A 19,612-nucleotide genomic window follows, 5' to 3' on the forward strand; every position below is an offset into this window, starting at 1 on the left:
GGGAAGGGAGGACGTCGCCATGAGTGGAGAACTCAGGCCGATGGCAAGCCTTGTGCCGGCACTGATCAACGAGGCGCGCCGACGCCGCCTCATGCTGGGTATCGCGTTTGCCTTGATCGCACTGGCCGCACTGACGGCCGGCATGCTCTGGCCACGCAAGTACGTCGCTTCGACGACGATTCTTGCGCAGGAAAGCAGCATCATCACGCCGTTGATGGAGGGCGCCGCCGCGCCGACGGCGAACAAGAATCGCGCCAACATGGCACGCGACGTGATCTTCAGCCGCAAGGTGATGGCAAAGATCCTCGAAGCGGGCGGTTGGATGGCCACCAATCCTTCGCCGGTGGAACAGGACCGTCTGGCCGAGGCGATCAAGTCGCGCACGCAGGTACAGATCACGCGCGACAACCTGATCACCATCGCCTACAGCGACAACAACGCCAAGCGCACGTTCGAAGTGGCGCGTGCGTTCGCCCAGCTGTTCATTAGCGAAAGCCTGACCTCGAAGCAGCGCGAGAGCCGCGAGGCCTACGAGTTCATCAACAGCCAGGTCGAGGCCTATCGCGCCAAGCTGACCGATGCCGAGGACAAGCTGAAGGCGTATCGCGACGCCAACGCGGATGCACGTCCCGGCAGCGAGGCCGATACCGCGGCGCGCATCAGCCAGTTGCGCACGCAGATCGAATCGGCGCGGATGGACATGATGGAGCGCCGTTCGATGGAGGGCTCGCTGGCCTCGCAACTCAACGGCGAATCGGAAGTGAACACGGTGCAGACCGCCAATGGCGTGCTACAGGCGCAATTGGGCGAACTGCAGGCGCAGCTCAACAAGTTGCAGTTGACCTATACCGACTCCTATCCGGACGTGGTGCGCATCCGTCATCAGATCGACGATCTGAAGAAACAGCTCGCTGTCGCCGACCAACGCCAGCAGGCCGGCACGCCTACCGCGCTGGACAGCAACGTGATGTTCAACCCGGCCTACCAGCAGATCAAGACGCAGCTGGCCACGGCCCGTGCAGCGAGTGCTTCGGCGGCGGCCCGCATGGGCGCGAGCGAATCGATGTTGCAGGCGGAGTTGCAGCGTAGTGCACGCATCGCCAATTCGGAGAACGTCACTGCCGAGCTGACCCGCGATTACAACGTCAACCGCGACGTCTACCAGGATCTGCTCAAGCGCCGCGAGAACGCACGCGTGTCGATGAATCTCGACGCCGAGCAGCGTGGCCTGAACTTCCTGGTGCAGAACCCGGCGGTGATGCCGCTGTCGCCCACGGGCTTGCGCTTCCTGCACTTCGGTCTGGCCGGCATGGGACTTTCCTTGGCGCTTCCACTGGGCCTGCTGCTTGCGCTGGTGTGGTTCGACCCACGCGTGCGTTCGGTATGGCAGCTGGAACAGGCCATCGGCACGCCGGTACTCGCATCGATTCCGTTCTACCCGACGCCGGGTGATCGCCGTCGCGATCGCATGCGCAACACGATCGTGGGCTTGATCGTGATCGGGGTGGGCGCTGTCTATCTCATTGCCGTCTGGATTCGGCTGAAGGGATGACCATGAAAAACCTGGAAGACGACAACATGTCCGAACGCATCAGCGAAGTGCTGGAAGCCGCCGCGCACAACCTGGAACTGCGCAAGACCTCGAGCCAGTCGATCGCGCGCATGCATGAAGCCGGTGGGGCGCTTGCGCCGATCCAGCTCGAGCAGCGGCGGATGATCCATCGCGAGGAATCGGTGCGGCAACAATCCGATGCCTTCCGCGAGATCCGCACGCGCCTGCTGGCGATGGGTGGCAACCACAATTTCGTGACCCTGGTGGTGGCCGTGAGCCCCGGCTCGGGCAGCAGCTTCGTGGCGCGCAACCTGGCCGCGGCATTCGCCTTCGACGAAGCCAAGACCAGCCTGCTGATCGACTGCAACGTGCGCTACCCGAACCAGCACAAGGTGATGGGCATCGAACCGGCGCGAGGCGGGCTGATCGACCTGATGGACCATCCGGCCATCGGCATCGAATCGATCATCTACCACACCGGTGTGCCGCACCTGCGCTTGATTCCCGCCGGCAAGTCGCGCGAGAGCAGCAGCGAATACTTCACCTCGCATCGCATGCGCGCGGTGATCGACTCGCTGCGGTCGCGCTACGCCGATCGTTACATCTTCCTCGACGGTCCTTCGATCAAGGGGGCGCCGGATGCGCGCATCCTGGCCGACCTGGCCGATTTCGTGGTGGTGGTGGCTGGCTACGGAAAGGACACGCCGGGCGCGATCAGCCAGGCACTGAGTCATTTCGAGCCGAGCAAGCTCGCAGGAGTGGTGTTCAACCAAGCGCCCTAGACAGTTAGGGGAGGAGGTGCCGTCACAGGGTGGGGCGGTACCTCGAGGGAAACGGTCAGAGGAAAGGATATGCCGGCTTACAACAGGCTCGCTCGCGCCACCATGATCGCGCTCGTCGTCGTGCCTGGCAGTGCCTGGGCAGGCGACTTCGCGTATTCGGTGTTCGGCAGCGTGGAGCACAGCGACAACATTGCGTTGTCCACGGACGATCCGCAAAGCACCAATGTGTATGTGCCCGGTGTCAACTTCGCCTATCGGCAACTGGGTTCCACGTTCCAGGCAAACGTGCTCGGCACGGTGGAATACCTCGACTACAGCAACAAGAACTTCGACAGCCAGGTGCTGGGCACGCTGGGCGCGCAGGCGAACTGGACGGTGATCCCGCAGCGGCTGGACTTCACCATCGAGGACGACGCGGGCGTGCAGCCGGTGGATTCGCTGGCCAGCAACTCGCCCGAGAACCAGCAGCAGACCAACGTGATTGCGCTGGGGCCCGTGCTGCACTTCCAGTTCAACGAAGCCACGCGCGGACAGGCGGAGCTGAAGTACCTCAACAGCTACGCATCGAAGGTGGACGATTTCGACTCCTCTCGCGGGCTCGGGGCTTTCCGGGTAATCCGCGATGTGAGCCCGACCACCCAGGTATCGTTGAACGTGGAGTCTCAGCGCGTCGACCTGAAGAACAACGATGCGGGTCCGGATTACACCCGCAACGAGTTCTACGCGCACTACGTGCATACGCTGCGCGATTTCGACGTGGATGCTTCGCTGGGTTGGGCCTACATCGACTTCACCCATGCGCCGAGTGCGTCCAAGCCGATGGCGAACGTCACCTTGGGCTGGCGTGCCAGTGTCGACAACAGCTTCAGCCTGACCGGGCGTTACGAGTTCTCGGACGCGGCGCAGGACATGCTGCTGCAGCCCGGCCAGACCATCGTCGACAGCATGACCAACGTGTCGGCCAACCCGTTGGAGCTGATCAACGATCCGACCCGGGGCGGCATCAACACCGGCACCATGGTGGTCGATTCGGACGTCTACCTGGATCAGAGCCTGGAAGCGACCTACAGCTATCGCGGCGATCGGCTATCGGTCACGGTGCAGCCGCTGTACCGAAAGTTGTCCTATCTGAACGACACCACGTTCAACCAGAAGGAAAAGAGCGGCGCGGTCAGTATCGAATACCGGTTGCGGCCGACCTACTATCTCACCGCCTTCGGCAACTACCAGCATCTCGATTACACCAACATCGATCGCACGGACAAGACGACGCGCTTCGGTTTGGCGCTCAGCCACGAGTTCACCAAGCACTGGAGCTGGCGCGCCGCCTATACCCGGCAGATACGCAACAGTACCGCGATCCAGCAGAGCTACCACGAGAACGAGATCCTGTTCTCCATGGTGTATCAGCGATGAAAGCGCGCATCGAAGCCGAGCTGCCGTTCTACTTCGGTCCGGGAAAGGAGCTGTTCGGCTTCTACCATCCGGCTGCCGCGGTCACGGGTACGGCGGTGTTGCTGTGTCCTCCGTTCGGCGTCGAGCAGATCCGCTGCCATCGGCTGTATCGCCAGTTGGCGCACAGCCTGGCGGAGAGCGGTCTGCCCGTGTTGCGCTTCGACTATTTCGGTACCGGCGATTCGGCCGGGGACAGCCATGCGTTCGAGTGGCCGCGTTGCCTGGCCGACGTGGCGACGGCGGCGGCCGAACTGCGTCTTCGCCATGGCGGCGGTCGCTTGCTCGCGTTTGGTGCGCGACTGGGTGCCAACGCGGCGCTGGCCGCCGCACAGACGGCGCGGCTCGATGGCGTGGTGGCGTGGGATGCGATCACCGATGGCGCAGCGCTGGTGCGGCAGTACGACAGCATGGAGGCATCGCTCAAGGTCGACTTGAACCGCTTCGAGGTGGCCCGGCCGGATCTCGACGTGAGTACGCAGTGGCCCGGCTTCGAGACCAGCGAACGCCTGCGTTCGCAGTTGCTGGAGTTGCGCCTGCTCGATCCGGGCATCGCCTCGGCGTGGCTCACGTCCTCGTCGCCCGATGAGGCCTCGCGCCTGGGCGAGCCCTACGCGAGCAGGCAGGTTGGCGTCGATGTGGCGCCGCGCTGGGACGACGTCAATGGCCTGGAGCTGGCGATCCTTTCGCATCCGCTGCTCGAGGCGGCCCGGCGCCACCTGAAGGAGATGGCGTGATGCATGAGCAGGCCTTCCGCTTTGGCGCCGCGCGGCATCTGGTCGGCGTGGTGGGTTTGCCTCCCGTCATCGAGCACGGCGTGGGCATGATCCTGTTGAATGCCGGCATGGTGTATCGCGTGGGGCCGTTCCGCCTGCACGTGGAGCTGGCGCGGCGGCTCAACAGCCTGGGCTACCCCACGCTGCGCTTCGATCAATCCACCATCGGCGACAGCGGCGCCAGCGGGCAGCGCCTGTCGCGGCCCGAGCAGGTGCTCGCCGATGTGCGCGACGCGATGGAGCTGTTGAAGCAGCAATCGGGCTGCACGCGCTTTGTGCTGTTCGGCTTGTGCTCCGGTGCGCAGAACGCGCATTCCACGGCTTATGTCGATCAACGCGTGGCGGGTGCGTTCTTTCTCGATGGCTATGGCCATCGCACGCTCGGCCAGCGGGTGCGCCATTACCTGCCGCGCCTGTTGAGCCTTTCGGTGTGGCGCCAGCGTTTCGCCCGCCGCCGCACGCCCGTGGCAGCACGTCCCGCCGAGCCCGCGTTCGAGGTGGAACCGTTGCCGCCGAAGATCGTGCGCGCGCAACTGGCCGAGATGCTCCATCGCGGACTCAAGCTCGACTTCATCTACAGCGGGGGCGTGGCGCGCTATTTCAATCACGTGCGCCAGTTCCGCGAGTGCTTCGGGCGTCTTGCCGATCACCCCTGCGTGAGCGTCAGTTACTTCAAGGAAGCGGACCACACCTACGTCCTCAGCGGTGACCGCCAGCGCCTGCTCGACCATGTGGCGCAGTGGATGGGTCGCCACTTTCCCATCACCCGAACAGGGTCGTCAGCATGAACAAGGTACTCGTCACCGGCGGCGCCGGTTATATCGGAAGCCATGTCGTACAGCAGCTGACCTCGCGTGGCGAGTATGTGGTGGTCATCGACAACCTCAGCTCGGGCTATCGCGAAGCGGTGCAGGGCGCCGAGCTGGTGGTGGGTAACGTTGGCGATACCGCACTGGTGGCGTCGGTGCTTCAGCATCATGGCATCGACGCGGTGATGCATTTTGCCGCGCACACGGTGGTGCCCGAGTCGGTAAGCGATCCGCTCAAGTACTACGGCAACAACACCTGCAATACGCGCAACCTGCTCGCTGCCTGCGCGGAAGCGGGCGTGAGCAAGTTCATCTTCTCGTCCACCGCCGCAGTGTATGGCCTGACCGCGCACGGCGTGGCGGATGAGGATACGCCCACCCAGCCCGCCAACCCGTATGGCCGCTCCAAGCTGATGTCGGAGATGATGCTGTGCGACCACTGCGCGACCGGCGCGATGCGTCATGTGATCCTGCGCTATTTCAATGTGGCCGGTTGCGATCCGAAGGGACGCATCGGCCATTCGGCGCCCTCGGCTACGCTGTTGATCAAGGCGGCGTGCGAGCACGCGGTGGGCAAACGCGAGTCCCTGGCCATCTACGGCACGGACTACGACACGCCCGACGGCACCGGCATCCGCGACTACATCCATGTGGAAGACCTGGCCACGGCGCACCTGCGCGCACTCGATCATCTGCGCGAGGGCGGCACCTCGCTCAAGCTCAATTGCGGCTATGGCCACGGTTACAGCGTGCGCGAGGTGCTCGATTCGGTGGCCCGCGTGGGCGGGCATCCGCTGAATATCGTGGAGCTGCCACGGCGCGAGGGCGACCTGGGCATGCTTATCGCCTGCAGCGATCGCCTCAAACAGGTGCTGGACTGGCAGCCGCAGTACGACGATCTGGATTTCATCGTGCGCACGGCCTTGCTGTGGGAACGCAAGATGGTGAGCAAGCGCGTGCCGCTATCGTCGGTGGCGTGATGAAGTGGATGGTTCCAGCGGCAGGTCCGGGCTCCGTGCGGGCATGCCGAGGCGATGTCTTCGTGGTGCTGTGCTTGGTGCTGCTGTTGCTGCCGGTGGCGTGCTGGTCGGCCACGCCGTCGGGTCGGTCCGCGTCATCGAAGGTCTCCGGCGCGGCCGCTGTGCGGGCGCCGGCGGATAGCGCCGCCGAGCAGCGGATCGTGGTGCATCAGAACGTCGGCGACGCGACCGATGTGCGCGTGTCGGTGGGTATCCCGTTTCCGCCGTCCACCCTGCATGACGCCCATCAGCTGCGCATCCTGGATGCGGCCGGCAACGAGGTGCCGTCGCATGCCGACGTCACGCTGCTCTGGTATGCGCGCGATCGCAGCATCCGGGCGGTGCGCATGCAGTTTCATGCGCAGCTGGTGAAGGGCGAGGGCACCTATTACTTCTCGATCGGCAAGCCGCGCACGCGCGACGCGCCGGGCTGGCCGTATGTGCAGGAACTGGTGGCCGACGCCCATGGCGTGCGCGTCGCCGCGGCCTTGGCCACGCTGGAGCCCACCTGGTTGTGCGCATCGCTGATCGCCGGCCCGCAGACGCCTGCCGTCAAGGGCGAAGCCTATGCGAACTACGTATCGACCCAGTTCGAATGGGCCAGGAAGTTGCCGGTGGAAGATCACACGGCATGGCTGTTCGATCGTCCGACCGCCTTGTTCAAGGCTTATGTGCGCACCGGCCGTTTCGATTACCTGCAGGCCGCCGACCAGAGCTATCACTTCTACATGAAGTACATCAAACGGGATGGACTGCCGTTCAGTCCGTTCTGTGGCGGTGGCTGGACGTATGGCAAGGAACCGTGCGACGTGAAGTACGTCTACGTCGAACCCATCCTGCTGGCGCTGGCGCTCACGGGCGACGACAGCGAGCACGACACCGAGACCGTCGACAAGATGGTCACGCTCTGGCAGCACGGCGGCTGGAGCGGTACGCCCGGCCCGTACACCGGCCCGGGCGAACGTTTCACCGAGCGGCTGGCCGGCCTCGGGTTGCTGGCCACCATCAATGCGTACGAACTGACCGGAGACGCACGCTATCTGGGCTATGCCCGCGAGCGGGTGGGCTGGCTGTACGACCACCAGCGCAGCAATCCCGACAAGCTCGGCGACGACGGCTCGTGGCGCAACAGCTGGAACCTCCATGAGGACGATGCCTGGCATCCCGATCACGACGTGCGCGGATCCTCGCCATGGATGAGCGAGAACATCATCGACGGCCTGTGGCACACCTGGCTGGTGACGGGCGACCGTCGCATTCCAGAGATGATCACGGCGTTCGGGCGCTACATGGAGCGCTACGGCTGGATCGACGTGAACACCATCGTGCAGGGACATGAGTGGCGCAACCCCTGCTCGGGCGACAACGGGCAGATCGCCTGGTACTGGGCCTCGTCCAAGGTCCCGCGCAGCAAGCTCGCCGATATCGAGGATTCGGACGGCTGGTACAGCGATGCACACAACGTGGAGCTGGTGATGCCCGTGGCGGCGGCCTACTACTTCGAACGCGATGCCAAGCAAAGCGACGCGTTGAAGCGGCGCCTGGAAGCGCTGTCATCGTCGTACAACACCGAATGCGCGCAGATCGGCGAAACATTGCGCCGCTTCAACTGGAACAACCGTGGCAGCGGCGTGGCGATGTGGCTGCTGCAGCAACCGCCGGGAAGCGGGTCGACGTCGCCGTTGGCGGCGCATCCTTCACCGTAGCGTTGATGGGACATGCAAGGGTATGAACAGGGGCAGGTGTAGATGAATCGTCGGATGGCAGCACTTCGGAGCATGGCGCTGGTGTCGGTTTCCACCTATGTGGAATACGCGCTGGGCCTGTTCATCAGCGTGTGGATTGCCCGCGCGCTGGGTCCGGCTGACTTTGGTCGTTACGCTTTCACGGTGTGGTTGTGCGGCTGGCTGATGGTGTGCAGCAACCATGCCCTGACCACCTCGTCGACCAAGTTCATCGCCGAAGCCTATGGTGCGGATCAGCCCGAGGTCGCCTCGCATATTTCCCAGCGCCTGATGCGCATCCAGTTGTGGAGCTGTGCGGTCGTCATCGCGCTGTTCTTCGCCGGCGTGGCCATCGTCCAGCCGCAGGAATGGGCGGGCTTCATCGTGCCCATTTCGGTGCTGGTGGCCATCGGCGTGGTCGCCAAGGCGAACTACAGCCTGTTGGTGGCGATATCAAAAGGGCAGGAACGTTTCGAACCGGTGTCGATCGCCACGGTGATCTCGGGCGTGATCATGCTCGCGCTGGTGGGGCTGGCTACCTGGTTTCGCGGGGGACTGCTCACCTTCGTCGGCATCTTCGCTATCTCCTGCCTCACGCTGAACCTGATCAATCGCCTGGCTTATCGGCACTACTGCCTGCCGTTCGAAGTCGGTGCAGTGCCAGCGGAGATGTCCACGCGCATGACGCGCCACCTGCGCCTCACGGCGGTGCTGGTCCTGCTGATTGCGCTGAAGACGAACACCATCGAAGTGTTCCTGCTCAACACCTACGCCAATTCCACGGCGGTGGGCTTCTTCGCCATCGCGGGGACGCTCACACGCGGCGCGGTGGAGCTGTTTTCCGTGGGCCTGACCACCACGCTGCTGCCCTATATGGCGCGGGCTTTCGGGCAGCGCGGACATTCGCAGGCGACACGGGTGCTGTCGGAGGCGACGCGCTTCTACTGGGCCACGGGCCTGATGATCGCCGGCCTGGGCTTCGTCACCACGCCGGGTCTGGTCACGCTGATGTATGGCAACAAGTATGTGGATGCGATCCCGGCGATCGAGGTGACGCTGGTGCTGGCCGGGCTGCTGCTGATCACCAACAGCATCGCCGCGTTCCAGGTGGTGACGGATCGCCAGGGCGATCGCCTGCGCATTTCCGCGGCGGCGTTGATCATCAACGTGGTGCTGGGTTTCAGCCTGATCCCGCATTTCGGCTTGCTGGGCGCGGTGCTCTGCTATGCGGGCACGCGCCTGGCGGAACTGGCGATCTGCACGTTCTATATCCGTCGCGTGGCGAGTGCGGGGTTGCCGGTGGGGATGATGATGCGGCTGCTGGTGGTTGGCCTGGTGGCAACCGGCGCGGGTTGGCTGGTGGCGGAAGTCACGCCGGGGCATTTCGCTTTCATCACGGGAGCGGTCGCGTTTGTCGCGGTGTTCTTGCCGGCGAGTTTCCTGGTTCGCTATTGGAGCGAGGAGGACTTCCGGCTGATGGGGATGATTACGGATAAGTTGGGGCCGGTGGGGCGGGTGGCGAAGAGGGTATTGGCGGTGTTGCAGGGGCCGGTGGCGCGGGCGCCTTGATGGTTTTGTTGGTCATCCTGGCGCAGGCCGGGATCCAGAGCCTCGGTATTTGATGTCGCGTTCCCGCGACCGGGCCGCTTACGCAGCGGGCGTTTCGACTGCCTGCCGGCAGCCGAGTCACTTTTCTCTTGCCGGCCCAAGAGAAAAGTAACCCAAAGAGAATGGCCTCAAGAGCTGGCAGCATCGTGTTGAATCCAAGCGCGAACGCTCGCGGCGCGTCCCACCGGATATCCATGGGAGGCTACCCCAGGGGTGCTTCAATGCGCTGCGCAACGCGCCCGACTCGCTGAGGACTTAAAGCGGAGGCTCGCTTCGCATCGCCCTTGGCTTGTCTTCGCGATGCATCCCACTTCTCCCTCCCCCCGCCGGGGAGAGGGCCGGGGTGAGGGGCGGGTGCTCGCGGGACCGTCCGTGCTTTCTGTGGGAGCGCACCCTGTGCGCGACAGACGCCGGGATGTACCGCTCCGTAGGTTTGTCGCGCACAGGGTGCGCTCCCACAGTAACCCTGCAGCTCTGGCTCTTAGCTCTGGCTCTTAGCTCTGGCTCTTAGCTCTGGCTCTTAGCTCTGGCTCTTAGCTTCGGCTCTTAGCTTCGGCTCTTAGCTTCGGCTCTTGGCTTTGGCTCTTGGCTCTTGGGGGTCCCCGTATGACGCGGCGGGTGGGTGGAGGAAAGCCCGAAGGGTGGCCGGCATGGATGCCGGCCAGTTTTTCGCCAGGGCAGGATGCCCTGTCGAAAAACCCCGCAACCCACCCGCGCACCTGGAGGGCCGCTAGGCCCGCAAGGCGCGTCATCCCGGGGGCCCTTCTCTTTGGTTGGCGGTGTCAATCTAGAAGTGCATCATCGATCGCTTGGGCGAGGTCATCGCGCCCCAGCGCACGCATGAACATCTCCGCCGGACAGTGGTAGTCGAGGGTGGCCCGCGGTCGCAGATTCATCTCCCGCGCAATCGCATCGAGTTTGCGTTGGCTATGCACCGACAGGTCGGTGCCTTTGGGTAGGTACTGACGCAGCAAACCGTTGGTGTTCTCGCAGATGCCGCGCTGCCAGGGACTGTGTGGATCGGCGAAGTAAATCGCCAGCCCCGTGCGTTTGGAGAGGGTCTTGTACAGCGCCATCTCCTTGCCCTGGTCATAGGTCAGCGTTTGGCGCAGCGTCGCCGGTAACGGACCGAACGCCCGGCTGAAGCCCTTGAGCGCATCCTCGGCCGCGCACCCTTCCATCTTCACCAGTTTCAGGAACAACGTGCGCCGATCCACCAGTACGCCCACCGACGACTGATTGCGCGCGCCTTTGAGGAAGTCGCCTTCCCAATGGCCCGGCAACAAGCGTTCATTGGCCTCCGGCGGGCGATCATGAATACTCGGCAGATCGTGCATGCGGCCACGCCGATTGGCGCCTTGGCCGCGTGGGCGACGCGCGCACTTGTGCTGGCGCAACAGCGCCACCAGCCCTCGCCGCAGTTCGCCGCGCGGAGCGGCATAGATCGCGGTGTAAATCGTCTCGTGGGACACGTGCTTGGCCGGTTCCTCAGGATGCTGTCGGCGCAGTGTGCGACTGACCTCTTGCGGTGACCAGCGGCGAGCCAACAGGTAGCGCACCAGACGCCACAAGGCACTCTCACGATGCAACTTACGCGGCCGACGCGCCTGATGGGCCAAGCGTCGGGCCCGATGGCCGGCACGACAAGCGTCATAGCCGAGCGTCGGGCGCCCCAGACGAGGGCTGCCCGACGGCTCGCGGTGCCCGTTACGCGCCAGCTCCCGTGAGATCGTGCTGGGCGACCGGCCTAGCAGTATCGCCAGCTGCCGGGCGCTGTCCCCGCGTGCCTTGCCCACCATGATCGCGCCTCGCTCTTCGGCGCTTAGATGGTTGTAGTGCTGACCCATGCATCACCTCCAGAGGGGTGTTGCACTTGATATTAGAGACCGCCGTTACTTTCTCTTGGGCAAGCAAGAGAAAGTGACCCGGCCTCCGGCAGGAGGACGGAAGCCCGCGGCAGGCGAGCCAGGTCGCCGTACCGCTAAAATCAAGCGCGAAGTCACTGGATGACCAGCCTTCGGCTGTTAAAGAGCGCCTCCTGCCTTCGCAGGAATGACGAAAAAAAGCGGCACGCCCACACGATGAGGGGCGGATGCTCGCGACAGACCTTAATGGTGCTGCTGCTCTTTTCTGCTGTGCAGAACTGCAGTCCCTCACGCCATCCTCTTCCTCATCGCTTCCCACGCGTAATGACACATGTGCTGCGATGAAGAGAGCCAGCTGAGTTGGGCGATGTCGCGGTAGATGCGCCATTGCCAGCAGGCGGCGCGCCATTTGTCGGCGGAGACGGAGCCTTCGCGGACGCAGTAGTACGCCAGCGGCTGGTCGCCGGGGACGCAGGAGGCGGAGCCGGCGCGGCGGACCATTTCAAGCCAGAACACGTAGTCTTCGTGGCCGACGGCGCGGAAAGCGGCATCGCCCAGGCTGCGGTCGTAGAGGCCGGTGAGGTTGCCGATGTGGTTGCTGCGGAGCATCTGGGCGTAGCTGACGGTGGCCGGCGGGCGCACGGACGAAAGCAGGTGGCCGCGCTCGTTGACGCGGTCGTACGAGGTGTAGGAGACGCGGGCGCGCGTTTCCTCCATGTGTTCCATCTGCCATTCGAGCTTGCGCGGATGCCAGCCATCGTCGCTGTCGAGGAACGCGATGTGGCTGCCACGGGCCGCGGCGATGGCCGCATTGCGTGCGGCCGCCACGCCGCCGTTTTCCCTGGCGTGAATCACGCGTACGCGGTCGTCGACATCGGCCAGCGAGTCGAGCAGCACCGGCGTCTCGTCGGTGGAGCAGTCGTCCACGATCACCAGTTCCCACGACGCATAGGTCTGGGACAGCACCGAGGCCACCGCGCCCCGGATGTACTTCTCCGCGTTGTAGGCAGGCATCACCACGCTGACCAGGGCGGATGTCATGGCGATACCTCGGCGGGGCGCTTGCGGCCGATGAAATCGATCGAGGTCACGCACAGCCGCTCGGGCGGAATATGCGCGAACTGCGGATGCACCGGCATCGCGGCCAGCTCGGCCAGTCGCTTCTCACGGGCGCACTCGGTGTTAAGCACGATGTCGAAACCCACGGCCGTCGCGCGATCCACGAACTCATAGGCGCGCATCCGGTTCTGATACAGGAAGGCGTTGTCCCAGCGTCGCCACTCGCGATCGGAATACCTCAGGTAGTTGAGCTGGTTGATCTTGCTGTCGACATAGGCGTAGTGATCGCCGCAGTTCACCGAGTGGAACATGATGCCGCCTGGCGCCAGGATGCGCATGGCCTCGCGGAAGATCTCGTCCACTGCCTCGGGATTCACATGCTCGAGCACGCTGTTGGAAAAGACGCAATCGAGCTCGTGCGCGGGAATGCTGGTGCGCGAGGCATCGGCCGGGGCGTCGTAGACCACCACGCCATCGGTGGCAGCGGCGACATCGTCGTTCCGCTGAAGGCGCTCGACCAATTGCTGCTGCCGTTGGCGAACCTCATCTTCGGCAATGCCGCAAGCCTCGGCAATCAGCGCCGTATGGCGTCCGAGATTGCCCGCACATTCCCTCACCAGGTCAGGTTTGATATGTCGATTCAGGTCGACCGTGATGACCTGCCTGGCGCCACCCAGGTAGCAGGCAAACGGGAAGGTGGGATACCAGCCGCTGCCGATCTCGAACAGGCGGGCTCCCGCGATGGGAACACCGGCCTTGTGCAGATGCCCGGCCATCAGGCGCCAGTCGTCCATCTTGATGTCGAATTCGCGGGTGAAACCGCGCAAGCCGCCGAATCGACGCTGAAGCACATAGTGTGCTTCCTCGCCGCCGGGCACGTGGCCCAGCACTTTCTGCAACACGCCTTTGGCTCGCCAATGCATCGCATTTACTCCATGCCGGGGATATCCGCGACGGCTTCGGTAGCGCGGTCGGGCGACAACGCCGGCGACGTCCATCGGGCGACGCCGGGCGGAGGGGGAAGTTCGAAGTCGCGGTAGCGCGCGGGATTGCCCTGCATCCCGGCTTCCGCGGCCTTGATGATGTTGTACATCTCGCGCGAGGTGACGTAGTGCAGCACGTGGCGCTGCCCGTCGTTGTAGGTCGTTTCGAGATGGTCGTGCATGGCGTGCATCGGTTCGCCGAGCAGCGTGTCCATGTCGCGCTCCTGCGTGCCGTGCGTGTGGATCTTGATGAAGATCCAGTCCGGCCGGCCTTCCACGTGGATGCCCGTGCGCACCCAGGCGTCGACGCGTTCCGGCGTGGGCGGGCAGCTGTGGCGGACATCCGAGTTTTCGATGCGCGGCATGATCAGCTTGCGACGACGCTTCCAGTCCAGCCCCAGCGGGCCCTGCACGATCATCAGGTCGCCGCTGGCCGTGCCGCCGACTTTCACCGGCGTGCCGGTGTTGTGCGACTTGGGACAGCAGGGATCGTCGGTGGCGTAGTAGATCGCATTGATCGTACGCGTCTGCGTTTCGCTGGGTGCGGAGGGCAGGGTGAAATCGGCGTAGCAGCCGAGTTCGCGCAACAGGATCAGCTCGTTGTTGAGGCCGCACCAGCGGCCATCGGCGCGCGAGTTGTCCAGCGACCAGTTGCCGTGGATGAAGCCGAAGCGCAGCTGGCCGGTGTGCGGGTCGCGCGACAGCGCGCCGTGGCGTGCATGCAGCAGTTCGTTGAAGCGCGAGATGGTGGCGCAGAAATTCTCGGGCGTGTCGTTGTCGTGGTGCAGGTGGATTTCGATCTCGCCATAGCCCTGCGCGCAAAGCCCGGCGATCTTGTCCAGGTGCTCGGGCAGGTATTCCTCTTCGGGATAGAAGAAGGTGTGCTGCGGCGGCCTGCCGTCGGCGTCGCGGTGGCGCGAGGCCATGGCGGGGTAGCCCGTATGCCAGCGGTCGACGCGGCGGCGCTGGGTCTCGAGATCCACCCGACCCCATGCCGGCTCGTAGTGATCGACGAAGCAGAACATGATGTGCGTCGGTCCCTTGACCGCGGCACGCGGGCGCCGCCGCAGATAGCTGCCCAGCCAGACCTGCATGTTGCGCGAGCGGATGGCCAGCCATGCCACGACGCAGAACGCCGCCGCGAGGACGATCAGTGCCAGCCCAGCCACGCCCATGAATTGGTTCATTGCGAATCCCCTGTCAGCGGCCGCGCTGCCCTGGCTGAGGGCTGCGTGCTGCGTTGTCTTGCGTCATGCAGGCAGCGCGCGAAAAGTGAAACCGCGCTGCTTCCACTCGGGCAGCAGCTTTTCGAGCATGCGGCGCGAGCAGTCGCTGTCGTCGTGCATCAACATCACGTCCCCCGCGCGAGGCGGTGCCGCGCGCAGGCGTTCGGTCAGTTCGTCGGGCTCGCGTTTCTGGTAATCGAGCGTGTCGTATGACCAGTAGGCCAGCTTGCGGCGGCTGAAGGCGAAACGCAGCGTCAGCAGCAGCGAGAACACGCCGCGCGGCGGCCGAAACCCGTGGTGGCTGCGTCCGTCGAAATGGGAGAGCACCTGGTCGGTGCGTTCCACTTCCACCCATTGCTCGGTGTGCGTGAGCGCATCGAACATCGGGTGGCTATAGGAGTGGTTGCCAAGCGAGTGGCCCTCTTCGACGATCCGCTCCACCAGTTGCGGATAGCGCTCCGCCTCGCGACCGATCAGGAAGAAGGTGGCCTTGGCCCCGTGCCTGCCCAGTAGCTCGAGCAACGCGGGCGTGTGGTCCGGGTTGGGCCCGTCGTCGAAGGTGAGGTACAGCGCCTGGTCCAGATTGGGCGCACGCGTGAACACCACGGCATGTGGCATCCATTGCAGCAATTGCATCTTTTTCGGTCGGAGAGTCATCACGACAGTTCGCACGGAAAGGATGTGAAAGGGCCGGCCTTCGAGAGTTTTCCCGGAGGCAGGTCGATGGCGGAGGCAGGCCTCCGCTGATGACCACTGTGTCGCCAAGTGGCCTCGATATCCATTGGGCACATAGTCAATGGGGCATGCGACCGAAAGGCTATGGCGAACGGCCGATGGACCCTTCGCCGCCGTTGCGGCACTGCGTGAAAACAGCGCAAACCAGCGCTTTTTCGGCATCGGCCTTGGCAATTCGACTTATGGGAGCACCTGGGGCATTGCGCTAGGCTCGTGTTGTCGACATCGGGCTGAACCCATGTCCGAAAGACCCGGCGGCGCCGCATGGTTCGCGCGCCGTCTCTGCTTCTGCTGATCAACGTGTACAGGGGACAGGTCATGCTGGTTACACGCCCACCCCTCGCGCGGGAGGGGGCATGCTAGAGCGTTACGGCGTCGTCTATTTCGGCAACGACTGGTTTGCCGAGAACCGCACCAGCAGCCATCACGTGGCCACCCGGTTGGCCGCGCATATGCCGGTGCTCTACGTGGATTCGCCGGGCATGCGGGCGCCGCAGGCCAGCGGCCGCGACCTGCGCCGGGCGTTCCGCAAGTTGCGCGAGGCACTGCGCGCGCCGCAGCGCGTGGATACCAATTTCTGGCATTGCACCGTGCCGCAGCTGCCGTTCCGGCGCATACCGGGCGTGCCGCTGTTCAACCGCCTGTTCAGCCAGTGGGCGCTGCGCCGGGCCATGCGCGTGCTGGGCACGCGCCAACGCATTTCATGGTTCGTCACTCCGCACCCGGGGTTCCTCGCGCGCCGGCTGGGTGAAAGCTTCTGTGTCTACTACTGCATCGACGACTACGCCGCACATCCCGGTGTGGATGCGGAAGTCATCGCGGCCAGCGATCTTGCCCTGACGCAGCGCGCGGATATCGTGTTCGTGGCGCCCCCGGCGCTGCTGGCGACCAAGCAGGCGCAGAATCCGCAGACCCGTTTCTCACCGCACGGCGTGGATGCCCAGCTGTTCGCGCGCGCCTCCGATCCGGCGACGAAAGTCCCCGAGCTCGCGCGGAATCTGCCCGGTCCGGTGATTGGTTACTTCGGTTCCATCCATGAGTGGATCGACGTGGAACTGATCGCCTGGCTGGCCCGCTCGCGCCCCGAGTGGACGTTCCTGTTGGTGGGCTACGCCGCCATCAAGGTGCCCGAACTCGAGGCCTTGCCGAACGTGGTACTGGCGGGCGCACAACCCTATGGCAGCCTGCCGGCTTGGGCCAAGTCGTTCGATGCGGCGATCATTCCGTATCGCCGCAACCGGCAAGTGGAGAACGCCAATCCGCTGAAGCTGCGCGAATACCTCGCCACGGGAAAACCCGTGGTGGCCGTGGGCAATCCGGAAATCGCCCGCTTCGCCAGCGTGGTGCGCATTGCCGATGGCCGCGAGGATTTCCTGGCCGGCCTGGAACAAGTGCTGGCCGATGGACCACACAAGGGTGCCGCCGAGCGCATGGCCGCGGTGGCCGATCAAACCTGGGATCGCCGTGTGGAGGAGGTGTTGCGCGAAGTCGCCACCTCGCTCGCCACGGCGGACATGACGCTTGCTGACCAACGGATACCTGGATGAATGCTTCTGTCGATCAACGCCTGCGCATCGGCATCGTGGGTGCCGGCTACGTCGCGCGTTACCACATCGAGGCGCTGAAGCGGCTCGACTATGTGCAGGTCGTTGGCATCTGCGATCTCGATCGAGAGGCCGCCGGCAAACTGGCGCAGACCTTCGGCATCGAGTGCGTGGTATCGGACCTGGCCGAACTGGCCGACTGCCGCCCGCATGCCATCTACGTGCTCACGCCGCCGTCCAGTCACTGCACGCTGACCTTGCGCGCGCTCGATATGGGTTGCCACGTGTTCGTGGAAAAGCCGATGGCCGATTCGGTGGCCGAGTGCGACGCGATGATTGCGAAGGCGCGCGAGAAGGGATTGGTGCTGTCGGTCGATCATTCGGACCTGTTCGATCCGATGGTGATGCGCGCGAGGGAGCTGGTGGCTTCGGGCGCCTGCGGCGACCTGGTCGCCGTCGACGTGTGGCGAAGCTCCGACTATCCGCCCTACGGCGGCGGCCCGCTGCCAGGCATGGTGGCGCAGGGGTCTTACCCGTTCCGCGACCTGGGCGTGCATGGTTTGTATACGTTGGAAGCGTTTCTCGGGAACATCGGACAGCTCGATATCCGTTATCGCTCGACGGGAAAATCCAGCACGCTGAAGTTCGACGAGTGGCACGCCACGGCGGAGTGCGCGAGCGGCACCGGTCGGGTGATGCTTTCGTGGAATATCCGGCCGATGCTCAACCGCATCGTGGTGCAGGGCACGCGCGGGGTGATCGAGATCGATCGCTTCCTGCAGGTATGCCATGTACGCCGCGTGCTGCCCGGTCCCAAGTTCATCGGCATCGTGCTGGGCGCGTTCTTCGATGCCGTGCGCGATGTGGTCCGGATTCCCTGGAACGTGCTGCGTTTTGCCACGGGACGGTTGAAATCCTCGCCTGGCATCCAGGCCGGCGCACAAGCGTTTGCGCAGGCCCTGCGCGATGGCAAGGCGCCGCCGGTGAGCGCCGAAGATGGGCGGCGTCCCATCGCCCTGATGGAAGCTGCCTGCCGTCGCGCCGATGAAGAGCGAAAGCAGGAACTGGAAGCGCGCTACGAGACGCTGGCGCCGGTCGACGCGCTGGTAACGGGTGCATCGGGTTTTCTCGGCCGGGCGTTGCTGGGCGCGTTGAGGCGCAATGGTCAGCGTGTGCGCGTGCTGGTGCGTCGGCCCGATCCGCGGCTGGCTGCGTTGGCCGATCAGGTCGTCGTGGGCGATCTTGGCGATCCGCGCATCGTGGAGCATGCGGTACAGGGCGCCGGGACAGTCTTTCATGTCGGTGCGGCGATGGGTGGCGGTCCGCGCGATTTCGAGGCGGGCACCGTTTGGGGTACCCGCAATATCGTCAATGCCTGCCTGCGGCACGCGACGCAGAAGCTGGTGTATGTCAGCTCGATGAGCGTGCTCGATCATGCGGGACGCGATCCGGCCATCGCCATCCACGAAGGTTCGGCGCTGGAGCCGCATCCGGATTGGCGCGGCAGTTATACGCAGACCAAGCTGACCGCCGAGATGCTGGTCCGCGATGCGGTTCGTGAGCATGGCCTTCCGGCCGTGATCCTTCGGCCGGGCCAGATCATCGGGCCGGGATCGGAGAACATTACGCCGAATGGCACGCTGGCCATTGCCGGTCGCTGGATCGCGGTGGGCTCGCCGTCGCAAACACTGCCGTTGGTTTACGTGGACGACGTGGTCGACGCCTTGCTGCTCGCCGCGCATGCACCGGCGGCGCAAGGGCAGCTGGTGCACGTGGTCGATCCGGCTATCGTGACGCAGGGCGAATATCTCGAGCGCGTGCGTCGCAAGCGGGGCAAGGGATTGCGGCTGATGCGCTGGCCGACCTGGTTGTTGCTCACGCTGGCGATGGTTGTGGAGGGGCTTGGCAAGGTGTTGCATCGTGCGGTGCCGTTGACGCGTTATCGCGTGAGATCGTTGCGGCCGTTGGCGAATTTCGATCAGCGGGTGGCGAGGGAAGTGTTGGGGTGGGAACCGCGTGTTGGGTTGAGGCGGGGGATGGATGTGATGTTTGGGGATGAGGTGGTGGGGGCTGAGGGTGGGGTAGTGGTGCCGGTGTCGGATAAGTAGGGGGCGTTTATTTCGCCCATTGGTTCTGCGATTTTTTTGCTCGTCATCCCGGCGCAGGCCGGAGGCGCTTCTCAACAGCCGAATGGCTGGTCATCCAGAGCCTCGGTGATTGGTTGTCGCGTTGACGCCAGCTTGATCGCCTGCCGCGGGCTTCCGTCCTCCTGCCGGAGGCCGGGTCACTTTCTCTTGCTTGCCCAAGAGAAAGTAACCAAAGAGAAGGGCCCCCCGGATGACGCGCCTTCCGGGCTTCGCCCTCCAGGTGCGCGGGTGGGCTGCGGGGTTTTTCGACAGGGCATCCTGCCCTGGCGAAAAACTGGCCGGCATCCATGCCGGCCACCCTGCGGGCTGATCCTCCACCCACCCGCCGCGT

At 64.5% G+C, this 19,612-nt stretch carries 15 protein-coding genes; 10 read left to right on the forward strand and 5 right to left on the reverse strand.

What is annotated here, in order from left to right; genetic code table 11:
* Positions 1-19: 19 nt before the first annotated feature.
* From ACN9MB_RS09205 to ACN9MB_RS09240, 8 genes are all read left to right on the forward strand, one after another.
* On the forward strand, positions 20-1,552 hold the full coding sequence (locus tag ACN9MB_RS09205) for an XrtA system polysaccharide chain length determinant (RefSeq protein ID WP_426271590.1): 1,533 nt from the start codon (positions 20-22) through the stop codon (positions 1,550-1,552).
* A gap of 2 nt (positions 1,553-1,554) precedes the next feature.
* Complete coding sequence (locus ACN9MB_RS09210; protein ID WP_239535443.1) at positions 1,555-2,334, forward strand: polysaccharide biosynthesis protein; 780 nt, start codon at positions 1,555-1,557, stop codon at positions 2,332-2,334.
* Positions 2,335-2,403: 69 nt separating this feature from the next.
* A complete protein-coding gene (locus ACN9MB_RS09215; RefSeq protein ID WP_426271591.1) occupies positions 2,404-3,750 on the forward strand; it encodes an outer membrane beta-barrel protein in 1,347 nt (448 codons plus the stop codon).
* Entirely contained in the window at positions 3,747-4,523 is a 777-nt protein-coding gene (locus ACN9MB_RS09220) for a serine aminopeptidase domain-containing protein (protein ID WP_204635636.1), read from the forward strand. Before ACN9MB_RS09215 ends, ACN9MB_RS09220 begins: the two co-directional genes overlap by 4 nt.
* On the forward strand, positions 4,523-5,350 hold the full coding sequence (locus ACN9MB_RS09225; RefSeq protein ID WP_426271592.1) for an alpha/beta hydrolase: 828 nt from the start codon (positions 4,523-4,525) through the stop codon (positions 5,348-5,350). Before ACN9MB_RS09220 ends, ACN9MB_RS09225 begins: the two co-directional genes overlap by 1 nt.
* The gene (gene galE / locus ACN9MB_RS09230) at positions 5,347-6,351 is read left to right on the forward strand and encodes a UDP-glucose 4-epimerase GalE (protein WP_426271593.1); all 1,005 of its coding nucleotides are present in this window, start codon (positions 5,347-5,349) and stop codon (positions 6,349-6,351) included. Before ACN9MB_RS09225 ends, galE begins: the two co-directional genes overlap by 4 nt.
* Positions 6,352-6,413: 62 nt before the next feature.
* Positions 6,414-8,096 carry a hypothetical protein gene (locus tag ACN9MB_RS09235; RefSeq protein WP_426271594.1) on the forward strand — a complete coding sequence of 561 codons (1,683 nt, stop codon included), beginning with the start codon at positions 6,414-6,416 and terminating at the stop codon, positions 8,094-8,096.
* A 54-nt stretch (positions 8,097-8,150) separates the two neighbouring features.
* Positions 8,151-9,683 carry an oligosaccharide flippase family protein gene (locus ACN9MB_RS09240; protein ID WP_426271595.1) on the forward strand — a complete coding sequence of 511 codons (1,533 nt, stop codon included), beginning with the start codon at positions 8,151-8,153 and terminating at the stop codon, positions 9,681-9,683.
* A gap of 821 nt (positions 9,684-10,504) precedes the next feature.
* Here ACN9MB_RS09240 and ACN9MB_RS09245 read toward each other — a convergent pair.
* The 5 genes from ACN9MB_RS09245 to ACN9MB_RS09265 form a co-directional block, all read right to left on the reverse strand.
* On the reverse strand, positions 10,505-11,569 hold the full coding sequence (locus ACN9MB_RS09245; RefSeq protein ID WP_426270000.1) for an IS30 family transposase: 1,065 nt from the start codon (positions 11,567-11,569) through the stop codon (positions 10,505-10,507).
* A 306-nt stretch (positions 11,570-11,875) separates the two neighbouring features.
* A complete protein-coding gene (locus ACN9MB_RS09250) occupies positions 11,876-12,628 on the reverse strand; it encodes a glycosyltransferase family 2 protein (RefSeq protein WP_204635640.1) in 753 nt (250 codons plus the stop codon).
* On the reverse strand, positions 12,625-13,569 hold the full coding sequence (locus ACN9MB_RS09255) for a class I SAM-dependent methyltransferase (protein ID WP_426271596.1): 945 nt from the start codon (positions 13,567-13,569) through the stop codon (positions 12,625-12,627). Before ACN9MB_RS09255 ends, ACN9MB_RS09250 begins: the two co-directional genes overlap by 4 nt.
* 5 nt (positions 13,570-13,574) lie before the next feature.
* Entirely contained in the window at positions 13,575-14,816 is a 1,242-nt protein-coding gene (locus ACN9MB_RS09260; RefSeq protein WP_426271597.1) for a hypothetical protein, read from the reverse strand.
* Between the two features lie 63 nt (positions 14,817-14,879).
* Positions 14,880-15,491 (reverse strand): polysaccharide deacetylase family protein, encoded by a 612-nt coding sequence (locus ACN9MB_RS09265; RefSeq protein ID WP_239535447.1) that lies wholly within the window; start codon positions 15,489-15,491, stop codon positions 14,880-14,882.
* Positions 15,492-15,946: 455 nt separating this feature from the next.
* Here ACN9MB_RS09265 and ACN9MB_RS09270 point away from each other — a divergent pair, with 455 nt between their 5' ends.
* Positions 15,947-17,137, forward strand: a complete 1,191-nt coding sequence (locus ACN9MB_RS09270; RefSeq protein WP_426271598.1) for a glycosyltransferase — start codon at positions 15,947-15,949, stop codon at positions 17,135-17,137.
* Positions 17,134-19,242, forward strand: a complete 2,109-nt coding sequence (locus tag ACN9MB_RS09275; RefSeq protein WP_426271599.1) for an NAD-dependent epimerase/dehydratase family protein — start codon at positions 17,134-17,136, stop codon at positions 19,240-19,242. Before ACN9MB_RS09270 ends, ACN9MB_RS09275 begins: the two co-directional genes overlap by 4 nt.
* Positions 19,243-19,612: the final 370 nt, after the last annotated feature.

The sequence above is a fragment of the Dyella kyungheensis genome, from assembly GCF_049913195.1.
GTDB classification, from domain to species: domain Bacteria; phylum Pseudomonadota; class Gammaproteobacteria; order Xanthomonadales; family Rhodanobacteraceae; genus Dyella; species Dyella kyungheensis.